Origin of the sequence: Pilosibacter sp. YYHA0881 (genome assembly GCF_051602715.1) — a bacterium.
In the GTDB taxonomy this organism is placed as follows: Bacteria; Bacillota; Clostridia; order Lachnospirales; family Lachnospiraceae; genus Alitiscatomonas; species Alitiscatomonas aceti.
The window spans coordinates 2,066,460-2,081,288 of record NZ_CP175657.1 but is presented as its reverse complement, the minus strand read 5'-3'; the positions used below and the strand labels follow the sequence as shown (position 1 = coordinate 2,081,288).

At 52.1% G+C, this 14,829-nt stretch carries 17 protein-coding genes; all 17 read right to left on the bottom strand.

Going from position 1 to position 14,829, the window contains the following annotated elements; all coding sequences use genetic code 11:
- Positions 1–19: 19 nt before the first annotated feature.
- The 17 genes from ACI6NM_RS09630 to ACI6NM_RS09550 all read right to left on the bottom strand — a co-directional run bounded on the left by ACI6NM_RS09630 (position 20) and on the right by ACI6NM_RS09550 (position 14,817).
- Positions 20–595 carry a sigma-70 family RNA polymerase sigma factor gene (locus ACI6NM_RS09630; RefSeq protein WP_009258041.1) on the bottom strand — a complete coding sequence of 192 codons (576 nt, stop codon included), beginning with the start codon at positions 593–595 and terminating at the stop codon, positions 20–22.
- Between the two features lie 14 nt (positions 596–609).
- Positions 610–1,026: a zinc-finger-containing protein gene (locus ACI6NM_RS09625; protein ID WP_009258042.1), complete on the bottom strand. Its 417-nt coding sequence runs from the start codon at positions 1,024–1,026 to the stop codon at positions 610–612.
- A gap of 68 nt (positions 1,027–1,094) precedes the next feature.
- The gene (locus tag ACI6NM_RS09620) at positions 1,095–1,433 is read right to left on the bottom strand and encodes a hypothetical protein (protein WP_009258043.1); all 339 of its coding nucleotides are present in this window, start codon (positions 1,431–1,433) and stop codon (positions 1,095–1,097) included.
- Between the two features lie 86 nt (positions 1,434–1,519).
- Positions 1,520–1,741 carry a DUF6133 family protein gene (locus tag ACI6NM_RS09615; protein WP_009258044.1) on the bottom strand — a complete coding sequence of 74 codons (222 nt, stop codon included), beginning with the start codon at positions 1,739–1,741 and terminating at the stop codon, positions 1,520–1,522.
- 540 nt (positions 1,742–2,281) lie between these two features.
- On the bottom strand, positions 2,282–3,160 hold the full coding sequence (locus ACI6NM_RS09610; protein WP_009258045.1) for a hypothetical protein: 879 nt from the start codon (positions 3,158–3,160) through the stop codon (positions 2,282–2,284).
- A complete protein-coding gene (locus ACI6NM_RS09605; RefSeq protein WP_009258046.1) occupies positions 3,157–4,089 on the bottom strand; it encodes a type II secretion system F family protein in 933 nt (310 codons plus the stop codon). The genes ACI6NM_RS09610 and ACI6NM_RS09605 overlap by 4 nt, the downstream gene beginning before the upstream one ends.
- Positions 4,038–5,468 carry an ATPase, T2SS/T4P/T4SS family gene (locus tag ACI6NM_RS09600; RefSeq protein ID WP_009258047.1) on the bottom strand — a complete coding sequence of 477 codons (1,431 nt, stop codon included), beginning with the start codon at positions 5,466–5,468 and terminating at the stop codon, positions 4,038–4,040. Before ACI6NM_RS09600 ends, ACI6NM_RS09605 begins: the two co-directional genes overlap by 52 nt.
- Positions 5,461–6,267, bottom strand: a complete 807-nt coding sequence (locus ACI6NM_RS09595) for a CpaE/TadZ family protein (RefSeq protein WP_009258048.1) — start codon at positions 6,265–6,267, stop codon at positions 5,461–5,463. The genes ACI6NM_RS09600 and ACI6NM_RS09595 overlap by 8 nt, the downstream gene beginning before the upstream one ends.
- A gap of 86 nt (positions 6,268–6,353) precedes the next feature.
- On the bottom strand, positions 6,354–7,196 hold the full coding sequence (gene cpaB, locus ACI6NM_RS09590) for a Flp pilus assembly protein CpaB (RefSeq protein ID WP_009258049.1): 843 nt from the start codon (positions 7,194–7,196) through the stop codon (positions 6,354–6,356).
- Positions 7,197–7,211: 15 nt separating this feature from the next.
- Positions 7,212–7,709 (bottom strand): prepilin peptidase, encoded by a 498-nt coding sequence (locus ACI6NM_RS09585; RefSeq protein ID WP_009258050.1) that lies wholly within the window; start codon positions 7,707–7,709, stop codon positions 7,212–7,214.
- Entirely contained in the window at positions 7,681–9,375 is a 1,695-nt protein-coding gene (locus ACI6NM_RS09580; protein WP_044943950.1) for a DUF8193 domain-containing protein, read from the bottom strand. Before ACI6NM_RS09580 ends, ACI6NM_RS09585 begins: the two co-directional genes overlap by 29 nt.
- 80 nt (positions 9,376–9,455) lie before the next feature.
- On the bottom strand, positions 9,456–10,025 hold the full coding sequence (locus tag ACI6NM_RS09575) for a DUF6550 family protein (protein WP_009258052.1): 570 nt from the start codon (positions 10,023–10,025) through the stop codon (positions 9,456–9,458).
- A gap of 72 nt (positions 10,026–10,097) precedes the next feature.
- A complete protein-coding gene (locus ACI6NM_RS09570) occupies positions 10,098–10,598 on the bottom strand; it encodes a hypothetical protein (RefSeq protein WP_009258053.1) in 501 nt (166 codons plus the stop codon).
- 8 nt (positions 10,599–10,606) lie between these two features.
- On the bottom strand, positions 10,607–11,071 hold the full coding sequence (locus ACI6NM_RS09565) for a DUF4320 family protein (RefSeq protein WP_110503329.1): 465 nt from the start codon (positions 11,069–11,071) through the stop codon (positions 10,607–10,609).
- Between the two features lie 139 nt (positions 11,072–11,210).
- Positions 11,211–11,858 (bottom strand): RloB family protein, encoded by a 648-nt coding sequence (locus ACI6NM_RS09560; protein WP_009258055.1) that lies wholly within the window; start codon positions 11,856–11,858, stop codon positions 11,211–11,213.
- Between the two features lies 1 nt (position 11,859).
- Positions 11,860–13,056, bottom strand: a complete 1,197-nt coding sequence (locus tag ACI6NM_RS09555; protein ID WP_009258056.1) for an AAA family ATPase — start codon at positions 13,054–13,056, stop codon at positions 11,860–11,862.
- A gap of 180 nt (positions 13,057–13,236) precedes the next feature.
- Entirely contained in the window at positions 13,237–14,817 is a 1,581-nt protein-coding gene (locus ACI6NM_RS09550) for a S1 RNA-binding domain-containing protein (protein WP_009258057.1), read from the bottom strand.
- Positions 14,818–14,829: the final 12 nt, after the last annotated feature.

The window sequence follows — 14,829 nt, the reverse complement described above, 5'->3', positions numbered from 1 at the left end:
GCCGCGGTTTTCAACAAATTCAGAGCAGGCTTTTCAGAAACTTGGAGTCTCTGCGCAGTTTTGCGGTGGAACGCGAGATCCATGCCCCCACATGGGAGGGCGGCACCTGATAAAGCTCCGCAATGTCTGTGACCCGCATTCCTTGAAGTTTGAGGGCAAGCGCCTCAATACCAAGCCGGGTTACACCATCGTAATCTTTTTTACAGGCATCCAGCAATGACAGAGTTTCTATCAGAGATACTTGGGTGTCAAAGGCGTCGGGCCGGGACTCCAGGGCCTCTCCGTCTGCCGCCAGTTCTCCATGTTCTCCAATAATAAGCCTGCTGAATTTTTTCTTCCTGTTGCAGATCGCCCGGCAATAGGACAGAAGCCCGTTTTTAACGACCGTTTTGGCGTAGGTAGAAAACTGGGCCCGTCCGTCATTCTTATAAGTAGACGCGGCTTTACAGAGCCAAAGGCACCCCTCTTGGAACAAGTCTCCATATTCCATACCGCAAATAGTTGGATTAACATGGATGTAGTCACAAATAACCCAATGTACGATGGGAAGATTCTGGGCAACAAGTTCCTGCTGCTGTTCTGTTAAACTGGTCATCGTTTCACCCCCCTTTAAGCGGCCGAATGCAGATTGCCCAAAGGAGCAGCGGCTTTGTAACAGAGGCGAATTACCTCATCACACATCCCGTCAGAAAACATGCCAATATGTGCCTGCTGGTCATTTAGTCCCAGTTTGGCCTGGAGCCAGATGTAGACCTCCCATTTTTCCATGTGCCGGCTCTGCTGCAGATGCTCCAGCGCCCGGTGAGCCAGGATTCGTTTGTGCCGGAGATCCCCATTTGCCAGAGTCCCCATAGGCCGGTGTGTCCGGTCATGGGCACTCACATAGGCATCACAAGCCGGCCAGCGATCACAGAGATAGATATATTTGCCCTGGGAACGGCGGTTACAGCCATAGACTGTGCTGGCGGGGCGAAGAGAGGCGTTAGCATGGCAATAAGGGCATTGGATATGTTTTTGCTTCGTCATAAAAATCATCACCTCCAAATGCGTATAGATGACGGCGCAAAGGCGTCTTTCAGTGTGAAAAAACAGTGTTAATTGCAGCCCGGGTCCAGAGAAAGTTGTCTGAGCGCACAGGCGGAAGGCTCCGGTGTGTGCCATTCGATGTACTTGGAAAAGGCGGCGTCAAAGGCGCGCCGGGACAAAATGGCAATGCACTCAGACGAATCTACAGTTTCTCCGGATAGTCTTTGGATGTCCTCGGCAGAAAGCAGCATAACCTGTCCGCACTCATCCACAGCCAGAAGAAAACCGGAACAGGGCGTTGTCCGGCCGCACATGCAGTTGCCGCAATCGCAGCTTACAAAGATAGCGTTGCGCCAGTTGCCGCGAACGGCCCGCAGAAAAGAATAAATTTTGCAGGATGATTTCATCCTCTACCTCCGTTATTCGTTTTTTCAAAAACTAAAAAAGCGGGGACCGGCCGTGGAAACCCACAGACCGATCCCCGCCGGTGATTTTAGCCAAACAGGCCCTCGATCTCGCTGGTGATACGCGGAATCACCGTGTCGTTGAAAATGAGGGTCAGGGCCGCCAGAAGAAGGGCGCCCAGCACCACGGCGATGATGATCTTAACAGCGTCCGAAATGTAAAAATCGCCGCGCTGGTTGGAAAGCGCCATACGGGCACGAAGGGCCAGTGCATTCGCCTTGTTCTGGATACGGGTGGTAAAGTTTCTCATGGTAAGACCTCCTGAAATTTTATTGTTTTGATGTTGATGGTTTTATAAAAAGACTGCTCACCGCTCAAGAACGACGAATCGGTTTGAGCATGTCCTTTTTATTGGAAATGGGCCGGCTGGGATAGGCTTTCGACTTTTGATACAGAAGCCATCGGAAACGGCGCTTTTCTTCCCGTGCGCCGCCAGACGGGGAAAATTTTTTCTTAGGCATAAAAGTCTCCTTAAAACAAGGGCCGGCCTGTATATGACAGGCTGGCCCAGAAATAAATGACGGCAGCTGACTACCGCTACAAAAATCCGCTATAGAACAAGCACTTACCTCCTTTACACTGCAAGAGGTAGAAAAATGTGTTTTTTCTGCTTCATACATTCAGAAAAATGTGAAAAAATGAATTGCAAAACAAAGAAAAATGTGGACGCCTCGAATGTGCATCATCATTTATCACGAATCTTCCGCTGTATCTTGCAGAGAAAACCATAGAGCTCTTATAGGAAACGGCCCTCACATTCAGATGTGGGGCCGTTCCATTCGCAGTCCGATTATCCAAAGAAAGCGCCCAAGGAGCCCATAACCTCGGTACAGAGGACCACCAGGTAGATAATCATGATACAGATGAGCATCATCATGGAGTAACGCTGGATCTTCTTGGGGCGCTTGGCCGCTTCCTTTTTTAAGTTGTTCTGCTCAATCTGCCTCATGTCAAAACAGATCATTTTAAAGTACATCCTCTGATCGTCGCCTCGCAATACGCCAATCAGTCCCCGGATCACATCGGACAGCATGGGGCTGCCGATGCGGGTTTCAAAATGGATGAGGGCGTTTTCATAGTTGCCGGTCTTCATATCGGCAATCGTCTGGTCCAACTCCGCGCCGAAGTCCTTGCCCGCCACCCGGCGGTAGGAAGTAAGGATCTTCAACACATCCCGGTCATTTTCCAAATTCTGCCCGATGGTAAGGGCAAAGCGAGGGATCTCATTCTCAATGAGCTTGCGCCGCTTTTTCACAAAGTCAAAAACCTTGTAATAGGTTGAAAACCACAGAGCCACGGCCAGACCAATCAGAACAGGCACCATAAGCGGTATCAAAAACGCCATCAGCAGAGAACTGAGGCCGACTGCCCCGGCTGTGACCCAGGCCCGGGCGGTGTAGACTTCCGGTGTCAGCTCCATGCCGGCAATGTCCAGCGCCCGCTGCAGTTTATTCCGCTTGAGCTTATCCAGCTTCAGGTACGGGGCGATCAGGCCGGCGATTTTGGTGAGATAGACATCCAGCAGTTTCTCGGCCTTTACGCCCTGCTGCTTGCGGGCCAGAAGCATCATACGGGAGGTACGCTTCGTGGGAATGTCTGCAAAGGCACAAGTCAGGTTATAGACAGCAAAGCCGAAACAAATCACTGCTGTGAGAGCTAAAAGCGTCATGCGCTGTCACCTCCATATTCAATGGGCCTGCTCAGTTTCATGATCTGGGTCAGGGCAAACAGGATAATGGCTGCGCAGATTGCCAAAGCGATTTTGCCCGGCGTGGTGAAGAGCAGCGTGTGAAACCAATCTTCATTCAGGAAATAAAGCAGCGGTACATTGGCGATCACAAGGAACATCATCGTGATCGCCTCCCGGCGCGGCCCCTGCATCATAGCCTCCAGCTCCGACTGCACCACACGAACATCAGAAAACTTCTGGGCGATGGTAGGCAGCGTATTTTTCATGGCCCGGTCAGACTGGCACTGAATGAGGATGTTAGCCCACTCATGGAAAACACGGTTTGGAATCTTCATTTTGAGCGAATTGATGGCACTCGTAGTATTTGCGTTAATCAACTCTGCCTCATAGACAAATGCCTCAAAATTGGCCTTCACCGGCTCATTGATGTAGGGCAGGTTTTCCTTGACTGCCCGGATCAGGTCCTCTGTGCGCAGGTAGGAAGTGGTGATGATGGAGATGGCCGTTTCCAGTTCTTCGTTCAAATGCTTTTTATAACTGGCTGCGGTGCTGCGCAGATACCAAATAGGAGCGAGTGAAAATCCGATCCCTAAAATCGGGACCATGTACACATTGCCAATCAGCAGCGCCAGGGCGCCGCCCACCGCGAACAGGATCAGAGTCAGCCGTTTGACTGCTTCATACCGGTCAGCCCGCCCGGTGCCTTTGAGGATTTGCTTTAATTCAAAGTCCTGATTAAAGAAGCCTTTGGCCGGAGTACCCATCAGAACATTCAATTCATCGGTCAGAGTGGCCGACTTGCGCTGTGACCGGAAAAGCGCATCAATGAAATCGCCCGGCCGCACACCAAACAGCGTTAGGAGTCCAGCGGCGATGAGGGCGAAGCATATGATGTAAACCCACGGCATCCGTTCAACACCTCCTTGTCGTGCTCAAGAAATTCATCCAGCTCCTTATGGGAAATCCCATTGTCCAGGAGACGCTTCTGCAATGAGCTGGACATCTCGGAAACTTTTTTGTGGCGGCCGACCACAAGGGGCCGTCCATCTGCATCAACAGTGTTGTCCAGCACATTGTAAGAGTAGAGGGTGCGGTAAATCAGCCGTTCGCCCTCACAGCATTCCCCCTCGATGATCTCCATGATTTTACGGCTTCGGTCTTCCAGCTGCTTTGTGAAGACGATGATTGGATAGGCTTCGACCATGATCTGCATCAAAACATCATCGCCCATCATATACTTTCGCTTTGCGAGCGTCATCATGCGCCGGTAAGTAGAAGCGCAGCTGTTAGAGTGGATTGTGGTGCAGACAGTATGGCCGGTACGGGAGCTTTCTGCAGCGGACAGGCTTTCTGCCGCAGACCGCATCTCACCGACGCCGATCACATCCGGGTGCTTACGAAGGACCCGCTCCAGCAGGAAGTCCTGGTTGATGTTCAAGGAAGGATTTTCGCTGGGCCGGGTGAGCAGATGGACTACGGAATTCAGAATGTTTCCATTTTCGTCCCGCTTAACCAGATCAAATTCGCGGCTGCCCTCCTCAATCGTGATGAGGCGTCGGTTGTCAGGGACCTGGGACAACAGCCATGCCATGATGGTAGTTTTGCCGGAGCCGGTGGCCCCGGCAATGCAGACGGATACGCCATAGCGGATGCAGGCGGTCAGAAAATGAAGCATTTCCGCTGTTGCACTGCCGGAGTCCAACAGCTTCTGTGCAGAAACCGTTTGTTGATTTACGATACGGATGGAAGCGTTGATCCCCACCTCCGGGTCAACAATCGGCGTCTTATCCACAGAGATACGCACATTCTTATCCAGGAATCCGATCACGCTGGGCATGGTATCGTCTATGACCATGCCGCAGGCGTTGAGCATGCGCCGGACCACATCAATAGCGTGCTGTGGAGAGGAAAACTTGTCCGGGATTTTAACGCTGCGCCCGCCGGCTTCAATCACCTCAATGTCGTTGTAGGCATTGATGTTGACCTCCTCAATACCGGGTTTGTAGATCCACTTTTTCAGGAAGGAGTACCCGGCCATGTCCTCATAGAGCTTCTCGCACAGTTCCTCCGTGGTCAGCCCCTCGATGGCGTATTTTCGCTTGACGATGTACTGCACCATCAGTTCTTTCAAAAGGGAGGAGGCGCGGTCGGTATTTCCATCGCCGGCCTCTGCAATCGTGGCGGCGTGGTTTTCCGCAAAATACCGCTGTACATCTTCCAGAATCTGTTCATAGGTAAGGTCCTGATTGGCCGCAGGAGCGAAGAAAATGTCATTGAGATTATTCATCGGCAGTTTCCTCCTCAAAATGCTCGGTTTCGTTTCCATCATCCTCTGCGGCATGGTCAGCCAGCTCCATCTGCTCCAGCGCATCCAAAACTTTGTTGAGCGAAGCTGTGTATTTGGGATTGCAGTATTTGATGGCCTGGAACATCCCGCCTTCGGTGGCGCAGCGGTCGATCTCCTTGCCATAGGGCAGAAGGCCATCCCATCCGCCGATGATATGGCCCATCTCATCCAGCGCGTGGAAAGGGCGGGCCATGCCGGCAAAGGTCATGTGCTGATCGTAGTGGAAACGCCCATCTCCCAACAAGGGCTGATGGGCCTTTAAGTAATTAACGCCCTTGAGATCAGGCGTCAGGATGCGAATGACCAGATCCCCTGACTCAATGGCGGCAGGCGTGAACACATTCGTCATATTGGAACTGCAGTCCAGAATGACGAAATCCACAAGCCTTGCGGCGGCGTTGACCAGCTGGAGTACCATGGCGTACTTGACTTCCGGGTAACTCAACGGATTTTCACCGGCAGCATAGCCCATCACTCCAATGAAGGGATAACTTTTGAGCACGGTAACATGCCCTGCCACCAAAGAGGTATCGATTTCCACGCTGCTCAGTACCTGCCCTACAGAGGCATTGGTCTGAATGATCTGCTCCGGCAGCCACACCGGAAGCATAGGAACACTGATTTCCGCATTGATGATGATCGCTTTCCGCTTGTCGCGGGTCAGGGCTTTTGCCAGAATGCAGGAAAACATACTTTTTCCGCTCCCTGGGCTGCCCCAGACGGTAATGACTTTTCCCATAGGAAACTCCTTTCCCAAGGGCGGAATGCCCTTGATTGTGCGGTAATATAATTTCGATTATCATAATCAAAATTATCAAACTGGTTTCATTCACCGCTTTCCGGTGTATTACTGGTAGGTGTCGATTGGGTATTCTCACCCGAATCTTCTGCAGAGGCGGGATCACCAGTTGCATCTGTCCCTTCGTTCTCGCCATCCTCTGTCAGCGTTTCCGGGAAGTAAATTTCCTGGAGCGTCTTGTCCTGTTCGGCCAGCAGTTCTTCAGCCAGCTGGTCATTGTTGCGGGAGATCAGGGCCACATGAGCTACGCCGTCGTTCTCCAGCTCAGTGATGATGCGGGCCTGCTCCGGGCTTGCCAGCACTGTGATGGTAGCAGACTGCTGCGGCTCTTCATCTTCTGTGGGCTCCTTGGTATTGTCCACATTGATGCCATCAGAATCCGTGACGGAAAGGACCTTGACAAAACGCAGTTCGGGTACTTCCTCCGCAGTCTCCAGGAAGTGATAGATGCGGACAATATCATTGGGCTGGAGCTTATCCGACAGTCCGGAGGCCAGCGTTTTTACGGTCAGGGAGATAGCAACCTTACCAGAGGGGATGTCGTTGAGCGCCACATCGGAGGAAATCGGGACGCTGCTCACCTTACTGGTGAGAATATAGTCGCCCGCAGCCAGATCCGCCGTCACATACAGCCCCTCCACATCCTCAAGGCTGTGAGCCACATTGGTGGGAAGGTTATAGCCGCCTACCTCCACAACCTCGGCGTTTTCTTTGGTGACCTGTTCGCCTTTGAGCACAGGCTGGGTGATGCGGACAATTTCCGTTTTCCCGTTGGTCTGCCGGGCAATGGTGGGCAGAGCCACAAAAGCAATGACTGCTGCCAATACCAGGGACAAAATACCGAAAATAAATCGGTTGTTGAGTTTCATAAGCACATTCTCCTGTCATAAAAATAGTTCAGCCAGCGTTGCAACAGAGCAGCCGCAGGCAAGAAAAGGTAAGAACGGGATGGCGATGGGCTGGCGGAGCCGGGAAAGCCTTCGGAACAGAAGGACCATCGGCATGGCAAAGACTGCGGCCACAAAGAAAACCAGAGCCATCCCGGAAGGGCCGTAAATCAGCCCAAGTATCCCACAGAATTTAATATCGCCTCCTCCAAGCCCAGTTCCACCCGTTGCCATGGCAGCAGCCAGAGGGATGCAAAAGCCAAGCAATGCCCCCGCCAAAGCCTCGGCAACGGTGGGCCAGAGCTGCCCACCGTCCCCGGCAAGGCAGACCTTGAGCAACGGAGCCAGAGCGGCGAAGGGCATAAAAAAGGCGAGCGCCCGATCCGGCACCCGCCTATACAGAATATCATAAACAGCAAAACCAGCCACAACAGAGAAAACGGTGAGCAGGTATGCCGGCCACAGGCTACTCGCGGTTGGTGTACCAATCATCATAAAGGCTCCCATCGATTGAAACATAGTCGTTCAGGTTGATGCTCAACATTCCATCAGGGGTCCAAGTGTCCCAGACCTGGGTGAAGACGGTATAATCTGTGGAATCCGGGAACCATAGCGGACTGAAATGCACAGCCCGGTTATAGGTAGAGAACTCATTGGGCTGGAAGGTGAATTTGGCGCTCCGGCCGCTGGACACCCGCTGCAGAAGGCGCAAGTATGTTTCGTACTGGAACTCGGGAAACACGGAAAATGCCGTCTGCGGATGGGTGATATGGCTGGTGGGCGCGTCGGTGGAAAGGGTGGCTGTCACATCCTGCTTGACGCCATACCCGCTCTTCATTGACTTCCCGGAGGCCGTGGGCACAATATCATCCGGCATCAGGGACATCACACCGCTGATGGAGGCAGAATAGCCGGTGTACTCGTACTCCCAATAGCCTTCATCGACCCAGTGCCCCCAGTCATCGTGGTCACACCAAACCCAAACCGGTACCCAGTAGCAGCTCCATATACCCCAGTTGGCAGTGAGCTTCTGCGGCTCATTGGGGAGTGAGGGCACGGTGTAGTTGGGGTTGGTATCCGTTGCTGTCGGATCTGGAGGGATATGTTCGTTCAAGTCCACGATCTCCGCAACAAAGGTATCTTGTGCGGTATAGGCCCCGCTGACGGAAACCGTGATGGTTACCGACTGTGGAGTGGAGGGCGTGTGCCATTTGACCCAGACCACCTGGCTGTCGCCTGCCGGGATGACTATATCGTTGACCCGGTAGGTGGTGCCGAGAATATGGAAGGTCACCGAGGCCGGATTGTCCGGTGTTAAATCTGTATCCGTCCGCAGAGTAACGGATGTGATCACATCCGTGTCTACCCGATATTCTACATCGGGCGCTTCAATTTCCCCTTCGGGCGGGCGCTCATCAAACCAGACAATGCCGACGCCCAGACTGCTGATGATGTCAGCGTTGCTCTGCTTGCTTGTGGTGCTGCCTGTCCATGCGGGCAGGCCGAGATCGCTAAATTCCAAAAACATCGACAGAGGCAGATTCTTGTGGGTGAGGGAAGTCATGGTTTTCCGAAGCGCCCCGCCAGATTTTTGGTCATACAGCGCCGCCTCTGTAGCGGTCATACAGTAATACTGGCCGTTATGCGTAAAGTATGCAATGGGCTCGATCAGCAGCTTATAGTCGCCAGCGATCATCCGCTCATAGTCCACACCGGCCGCCTGGGCAACCATCTGGCAGGCATATTCCGAACAAAAATACCGCTTGATGGCCTCAATATTGCTCTGCCCCTTACTGCTGACGATGGTGGGCATAGACTGTATTGGCCTTGTATAGTCATAACCTGCGCCTGATTGGGGAGTAAGTGCAGTGCCGGCAAGATACTGCAACTTGTTCACTTTTCCAAAGTGAACGACATTATTTTGAGATCGATTTGTAAAATCAATCGGTGAGGATATTGCGTTTCCGCTATCGGCATCCACAACGGTGATTCGCACACCATCATTTCCAGGATTCCAGAAATTAGAGGATGTGCCTTGGCCCATGCTGCCGCCACCACCGTCAATATTTCCGTTACCGCCCTCTGCAAACGCGGTGGAAGGGAGCAAACAAAATACCAGGGCAAGGCTGCACAGGAGGGCGAGAAGTCGCTTCAAATACATCACACTCCGTTCTTCTTAAAATAGAAAGGCCGCCACAATTCTGTGACGGCCAATCAGGGGTATATTCAGTCATAGATTGGTCAGCCCATATTGCCGACCTGCTTGTTGATGTCTCCATCGCTATCTCCAATAGTTTCTTGTCCATTACCGGGGACAATCCACCCAAACACTGGATCATATACGGCACCGTTGCCATTGCTGGCCCCGGGGGCCGGCTCATTATTGGCCGGCTCCTTTTCCGCAGGGGGAGTGGTGACCTTGGGCACTTCCGGGTCAGGATTGACCGGATGATCTTCACCGGGGTCTTCCCGCTCGGTTTTCCCTTCTGGCACGGGCGGAGGCGTTGTTTCCGGTTTCTCCGTGTCCGTGAAGTCGATCACGACTTCATCCTCAGTTTCGGAGGTCACCTTGGGGTACTCCTCTTCAGGACTGGAGGACTGGCCGGGCGCATAGGCTCCGGCGCCGCTCTCACCGTCTGTCTGTGTGCCGCCATCCGACCAATCGCTGGTCGTGCTGCTGGGCGGGGATTCTTCCGGCTTGAAATCTTCTGTGCGATCCCGGCTGGCAAACCAGCAGACACCCAGGATGGCAACACAGAGGACGGCCAGCGAAGTAACGATAAAGCCTTTGGATTGGAAAAACTTCTTCATGTGTGATACACTCCTTTTTTGCTGTTATATAAAGCCTATACTGTAGTTCTGGCTGAATTTTCAACAGCACGGCTAAAATTTGGTGTTGTGGTAGCCGGTCAGTTCTACCCGCTGGGTAATGGTGGGGTAACTGTGTCCAAACATCCGCACATAGAAGTCAACATCACAGTAAAAGATGTATTCCACACGGTCGCCCACCACATTGAATTCAAGGCTGATGTCGGAAACCGTGTAGTCATCGGTAGAGAGAGGGACCTTTTCAGCAAGGCCGCCGGCAACTGTGGCCTCCAGCATTTCTGTGTAGTCCCGGCTGGAGTAGAGGGTGCGTAAATACTCTTCAAAATTGGTTTCCCTCTGGGAGCGGTAAGTATCTGCGTAGATGGTGGCGCTCAGATTGTTCAGCTCCATTTTAGCCCCGTTGCGGATGTTGATGCAAGTAATTCTCACCGAAGCATACAGTAGCAGGAAAGAAATGAGCATGACAACTCCAACCACAAAGAAGCAGGCGAAGAAGGTGATCTCCCCCCGCTCGTTGCGGAGCGGCCGGTGCAGCTGTGAGAATAAACGCTTCATAGGCCACCTCACTTCCAGTAATGTTCGCTAACGCCGGAGCCGCGGGCCACCACCGTGATGTTGACCAGATCCAGATTCCAGAAGCCGCCCAGCTTGGCATCCCCCTCAATGGTAATATAGAAGGGCGTTCCCAACTGGATGGCCCGGGACATCCCGGAAGGTGTGGGAGATTTATATGTGGCGTCAATCGAATAGGTGATATTGTCGGCCCCCTCGATCTCCGAACAGAGGAAATCAAAGAGAGCATCCGTCTCGCTGTTGATGCCGCCGGACAACTGGATCTGCTTGACCATCTGATCGGCTGCATGGTCAAGCTCCTGTTTTGTAGAGATAATGCCGAACAAGTCGATGATAAAGGCCAGCAAAACAACGGCAATGAAGATAAACACCACCGTGGAAAAGTAGTTGGCCTCGCCCCGCTCATTTTTTAATGCACTGCGGAGCTTTTGCAGTATGCTATGGATAAAAACCACCACCTTTACTCAGAAATAAAAACAGCCGCTCCCGGCCGGAGCGGCTGCATTACAAATTTTTGACTGTACCAAGTATAACAGATATGGATTTACGGCTCAAGGGCAAGGCTGTGCCAATGCAAGGACAATCCTGTGCCAATTACAGCAGCGATTCCACCAGTTGATAAATATCGGTGAATGGATTGACGGCGATTCCAAACGGTTTGCTGCTGCCATTTTGAAGATGATATTGCTCTACACGCTTGGCATTCTGGAGAGCATTGGTTGTATGAGCAGACAACTGGGAATACACATCGCCGGTTTTCTCATAATCCGGAAGGTAAGTGGTCAAGGCATTCTTTACTGCAGGATAATCCTTGAAAAACTTAGTGGTGTACTGAAAGTGAAGCAGATACCAAAATTCAAAACAAGGATTAGAGAGCGCAATATGAATGCCCTTTGCATCAGCCATTTTCTGTGCTTTGGAGAGCAATTTGTCTTTGGCCGCGATAGGATCAGGGGTATTATAGTTCACATCACCGTCTGCAACGACCCATACAGCATCGCCATTGGATACAGAAAGCTGATTTTTGCTTTGGTATTCCACAGCTTTCCGAATCAGAGCGAGGTAATCGGTTTCGCCCCCTTTGGTGTGGCTGCCGACCACGCGAATATCAATGTTGGTCTGGCGGCTGCGATAATGTTCAAAATACTTTGGCTCGGTTTGCGAGCCCTCCGTCACAATCAGAATGACGGGTTTTAATTTCCTGCGTCGCTGTCCACGCTTTTCAATCTGTCCCCGTGCCATTTTACAGCCCTCCCTTGATAAAAGGAATTGCACCAAAACGGCCGATCAAATATCCCTTTTCTACTTTGGTGTCCTTGCGAATGGAAAAATCATAAAGGGAGAACAAGTCTGTGGCTGCGGTCTGCTCATCTTTTTCTGTAAACCAAATCTGATCTCTTCTCAAGAAATCCAAATCAAGAAGGTTGGTGCTGTGTGATGTGAAGATCAACTGAGCACCCTTGGGATTAAATTCTGTGCTGTCGAAAAGGGACACCAGATGCTTGGTCAGAAGTGGATGGAGGTGTGCGTCCATTTCATCAGCCACAAGAAGCGTCCCCAGGTCTAAAGCCTTTTTCACAACACCGATCAGCTTGAAATAACTGTTGGTGCCGTCAGATTCCTCTGCCATATTCAAGGCATAGGAACACGCATTTCCGTTGGCGTCATGTACCGTATGAATGGCATCAATATTTGCAAAAATGTCACTGCGTTGAGAAGGCGCAGGGTCTGAATCGCGCATTTGGAGCGCCTGTATTCCCAAATCTGCAACACGCAGCATAGATGCGATTACACGCCGGTAGTCGTCATTTTTCAACTGCTCTGCTTCAATTCCATAGGCATCCGCCACGGAATTCTTCGTGATGATTTGACAGGAGGCAAACCACTCCAGGACAGGGATCACTTTGGCGTAACTCCAGTTTGATGCAACTGACAAGTAGAGCTTGTTTGCAGAGGTGCGCTCCTTGAGTGTGTTTTGCTCATCAACATCGACCGTAAAACGGAAATCCTTGGTGTTTTTTCTCTCAAAAATAAGCGCCTGTCTGCCGTTGGGATAGTAGTATAGGTATTCCTCCGTGACAGCCTTATCTGTTACAGAAAAGCCATACGCATATCGAACGCCTTCTGTGGTAAAGATGACCTCAAAACTACTGGGGCGAGCAGGTGTTTCAGGATCGAACTTAAATGGTGAACGCGCAATCGTTTTATGGAGCTGCTGGTTATGAGAAGTCAGCACATAGTTTACCATAAACCAGAATGCGTTCAAGACATTAGACTTCCCAGAAGCATTGGCTCCATAGATAACAGCGGATTTCAGATAGTTTTTGTTTCCATCTGCGATGAGATGCTCTGGATGCTCATTGTCCCTACTGGACAGCAGGGATAAGACAACTTTATCTTTGATAGACAGATAGTTCTCTACACTAAATTGAATCAGCATAAACAACCTCCTAATCCAGTGTTTTTATATATTATATCCCGTATTTTGTGAAAAATCAACGCAAACGGAAAATAAAATTAAAAATAGAGAGGGTTGGAAGGATGTATATGCGTTAGGATTGAAATAATAAAATAACCGCCCGAGAAGCAGTTATTTGATACTTCCCAGGCGGTTTTCGGTTTACAGATTCTGCCGGATGATCCGGGTGATGATTCCAAGAGCGATGCCGCGCTCCACATCCAAATGGGTGACGGCAAAGGATACATCATCCTTCTTTCCGGGCATCCGGTAGTCATAACAGGAATGAGCTACCGCATTGACGCCATTGGCAAGCCGGACATAAACCACACCCTTGTGTACATCGGTCACTTTTCCGGCGTATTTACCCTGGATTCGGCACTTCTGGAGATTGTCCCGGTCGGTATTTTCAGATGTGCTCTTGATGTCGGCACGGATTCCGAGGTCTTCAAGGCTGTTGCGCCGCACATTGAGAATGCGGACCAGCACTTCATCGCCCACGGAGAAACGCTCGTGGGCATCGCCGATCCAGTCCCAAGCCAAATCACGGGCCAGAATTGAGGTTTCAACGCCGAATACCTCGACGCGGATGACCTTCTCCGCAACAGCGATGACCCGGGCCTGAACAATACGCCCCTCGTAGATGCGGTACTTCCCCTCGGCGTCCAAATCGAAATAAAAGGTCTGGCGCTTCCGCATCATAGCTTCACGGCGGCTTGCGACAACGCTGCGGGTCTTGGAGTCGATGCCGCGTACCACAAAGTCAATGTCCGCCCCCAGCATATTCCCCAAAATCTTGTTTTGACGCAGCATCAGGTCGGCATACTCCTGGCCGGAAGGGCTGCGGCCCAGATTGATCATCATCTCCTTGATGGGGATAATGATGCGGAATCCCTTGTAATCCACTACGGCCACAGTTTTGCGGTTGTCCAGCTGCTCAATGCCGCCCAGCTGACCTGTGAGGATGCGGCGGGTGCGGTAGGCGTTGTGGATCTCGTGCCAAATGACATCCTCGCGGTCTTCCTGTGTTTCCACCTCTTCACGACTGCGGATGGTCAGGATAGAGGTGTCACTGCGGTGTGTTACGGCGGTCCGGCGCAGAGCAGACGCAGTATCTACCGGCGCCTCCTCTTGGGGAGCGGTATCCTCTGAAATGGGTGTTTCTCCCTCATCAGGCGGCGCCGTATTCTCAACAGAGGCGGAAGATTCCACAGCCTGCTCTTCAGCAGCCGGAGCCTCCGCAGAGTCCTCATTCTCGCCATGTACGGGAGCTTCCACAGGCGCCGCCTTTTTCCGCCGGGGTGCCCGCTTGGGCTTGGGGGGAGCCGGCTCCCCAGCAGTTTCGGAAACCGTCTCCGCCGGGGTGTCATCTGCACCTTCAGCAGACAAATTGGAAGGAGTCTCTTCCTCACCGGCCGCCGATCCGGCAGGCTCATCCGAATCGGAAGGGGCGCCAGAGGCCGTGCCGTCACCCTCGGGGGCAGCTTCATCAGACGCCTCCGTTTCCATAAACTCAAGGGGAGGGTCAGAGCCTTCCAAAGTGGCGTCGCCATCAGGTTGATCCGTAGAGGCGCTGTCATTGGTCTGACCCATAGAGGCCAGCAGCGCACTCAAATCGTCACTGTCAGGCGGCGCCGCCGCATCAGCCGGGGGGCCGGCGGAAGAAATGGTACCGTCCGCGGGGGCGGTGTTTTCAGGAACAGGAGTTTCCTGCTCCAGCAATACTTTTTTCTTGGTTGCCATAAAATTAACCTC

What these genes read in the sequence shown, in the direction of transcription:
- ACI6NM_RS09600 (WP_009258047.1), bottom strand. Translation starts at nt 5,468, where the DNA reads ATGAATAATCTCAATGACATTTTCTTCGCTCCTGCGGCCAATCAGGAC.
- ACI6NM_RS09570 (WP_009258053.1), bottom strand. Translation starts at nt 10,598, where the DNA reads ATGAAGCGTTTATTCTCACAGCTGCACCGGCCGCTCCGCAACGAGCGG.
- ACI6NM_RS09585 (WP_009258050.1), bottom strand. Translation starts at nt 7,709, where the DNA reads ATGATGATTGGTACACCAACCGCGAGTAGCCTGTGGCCGGCATACCTG.
- ACI6NM_RS09550 (WP_009258057.1), bottom strand. Translation starts at nt 14,817, where the DNA reads ATGGCAACCAAGAAAAAAGTATTGCTGGAGCAGGAAACTCCTGTTCCT.
- ACI6NM_RS09615 (WP_009258044.1), bottom strand. Translation starts at nt 1,741, where the DNA reads ATGAGAAACTTTACCACCCGTATCCAGAACAAGGCGAATGCACTGGCC.
- ACI6NM_RS09605 (WP_009258046.1), bottom strand. Translation starts at nt 4,089, where the DNA reads ATGCCGTGGGTTTACATCATATGCTTCGCCCTCATCGCCGCTGGACTC.
- ACI6NM_RS09555 (WP_009258056.1), bottom strand. Translation starts at nt 13,056, where the DNA reads ATGCTGATTCAATTTAGTGTAGAGAACTATCTGTCTATCAAAGATAAA.
- cpaB (WP_009258049.1), bottom strand. Translation starts at nt 7,196, where the DNA reads ATGAAACTCAACAACCGATTTATTTTCGGTATTTTGTCCCTGGTATTG.
- ACI6NM_RS09595 (WP_009258048.1), bottom strand. Translation starts at nt 6,267, where the DNA reads ATGGGAAAAGTCATTACCGTCTGGGGCAGCCCAGGGAGCGGAAAAAGT.
- ACI6NM_RS09560 (WP_009258055.1), bottom strand. Translation starts at nt 11,858, where the DNA reads ATGGCACGGGGACAGATTGAAAAGCGTGGACAGCGACGCAGGAAATTA.
- ACI6NM_RS09580 (WP_044943950.1), bottom strand. Translation starts at nt 9,375, where the DNA reads ATGTATTTGAAGCGACTTCTCGCCCTCCTGTGCAGCCTTGCCCTGGTA.
- ACI6NM_RS09625 (WP_009258042.1), bottom strand. Translation starts at nt 1,026, where the DNA reads ATGACGAAGCAAAAACATATCCAATGCCCTTATTGCCATGCTAACGCC.
- ACI6NM_RS09575 (WP_009258052.1), bottom strand. Translation starts at nt 10,025, where the DNA reads ATGAAGAAGTTTTTCCAATCCAAAGGCTTTATCGTTACTTCGCTGGCC.
- ACI6NM_RS09620 (WP_009258043.1), bottom strand. Translation starts at nt 1,433, where the DNA reads ATGAAATCATCCTGCAAAATTTATTCTTTTCTGCGGGCCGTTCGCGGC.
- ACI6NM_RS09630 (WP_009258041.1), bottom strand. Translation starts at nt 595, where the DNA reads ATGACCAGTTTAACAGAACAGCAGCAGGAACTTGTTGCCCAGAATCTT.
- ACI6NM_RS09610 (WP_009258045.1), bottom strand. Translation starts at nt 3,160, where the DNA reads ATGACGCTTTTAGCTCTCACAGCAGTGATTTGTTTCGGCTTTGCTGTC.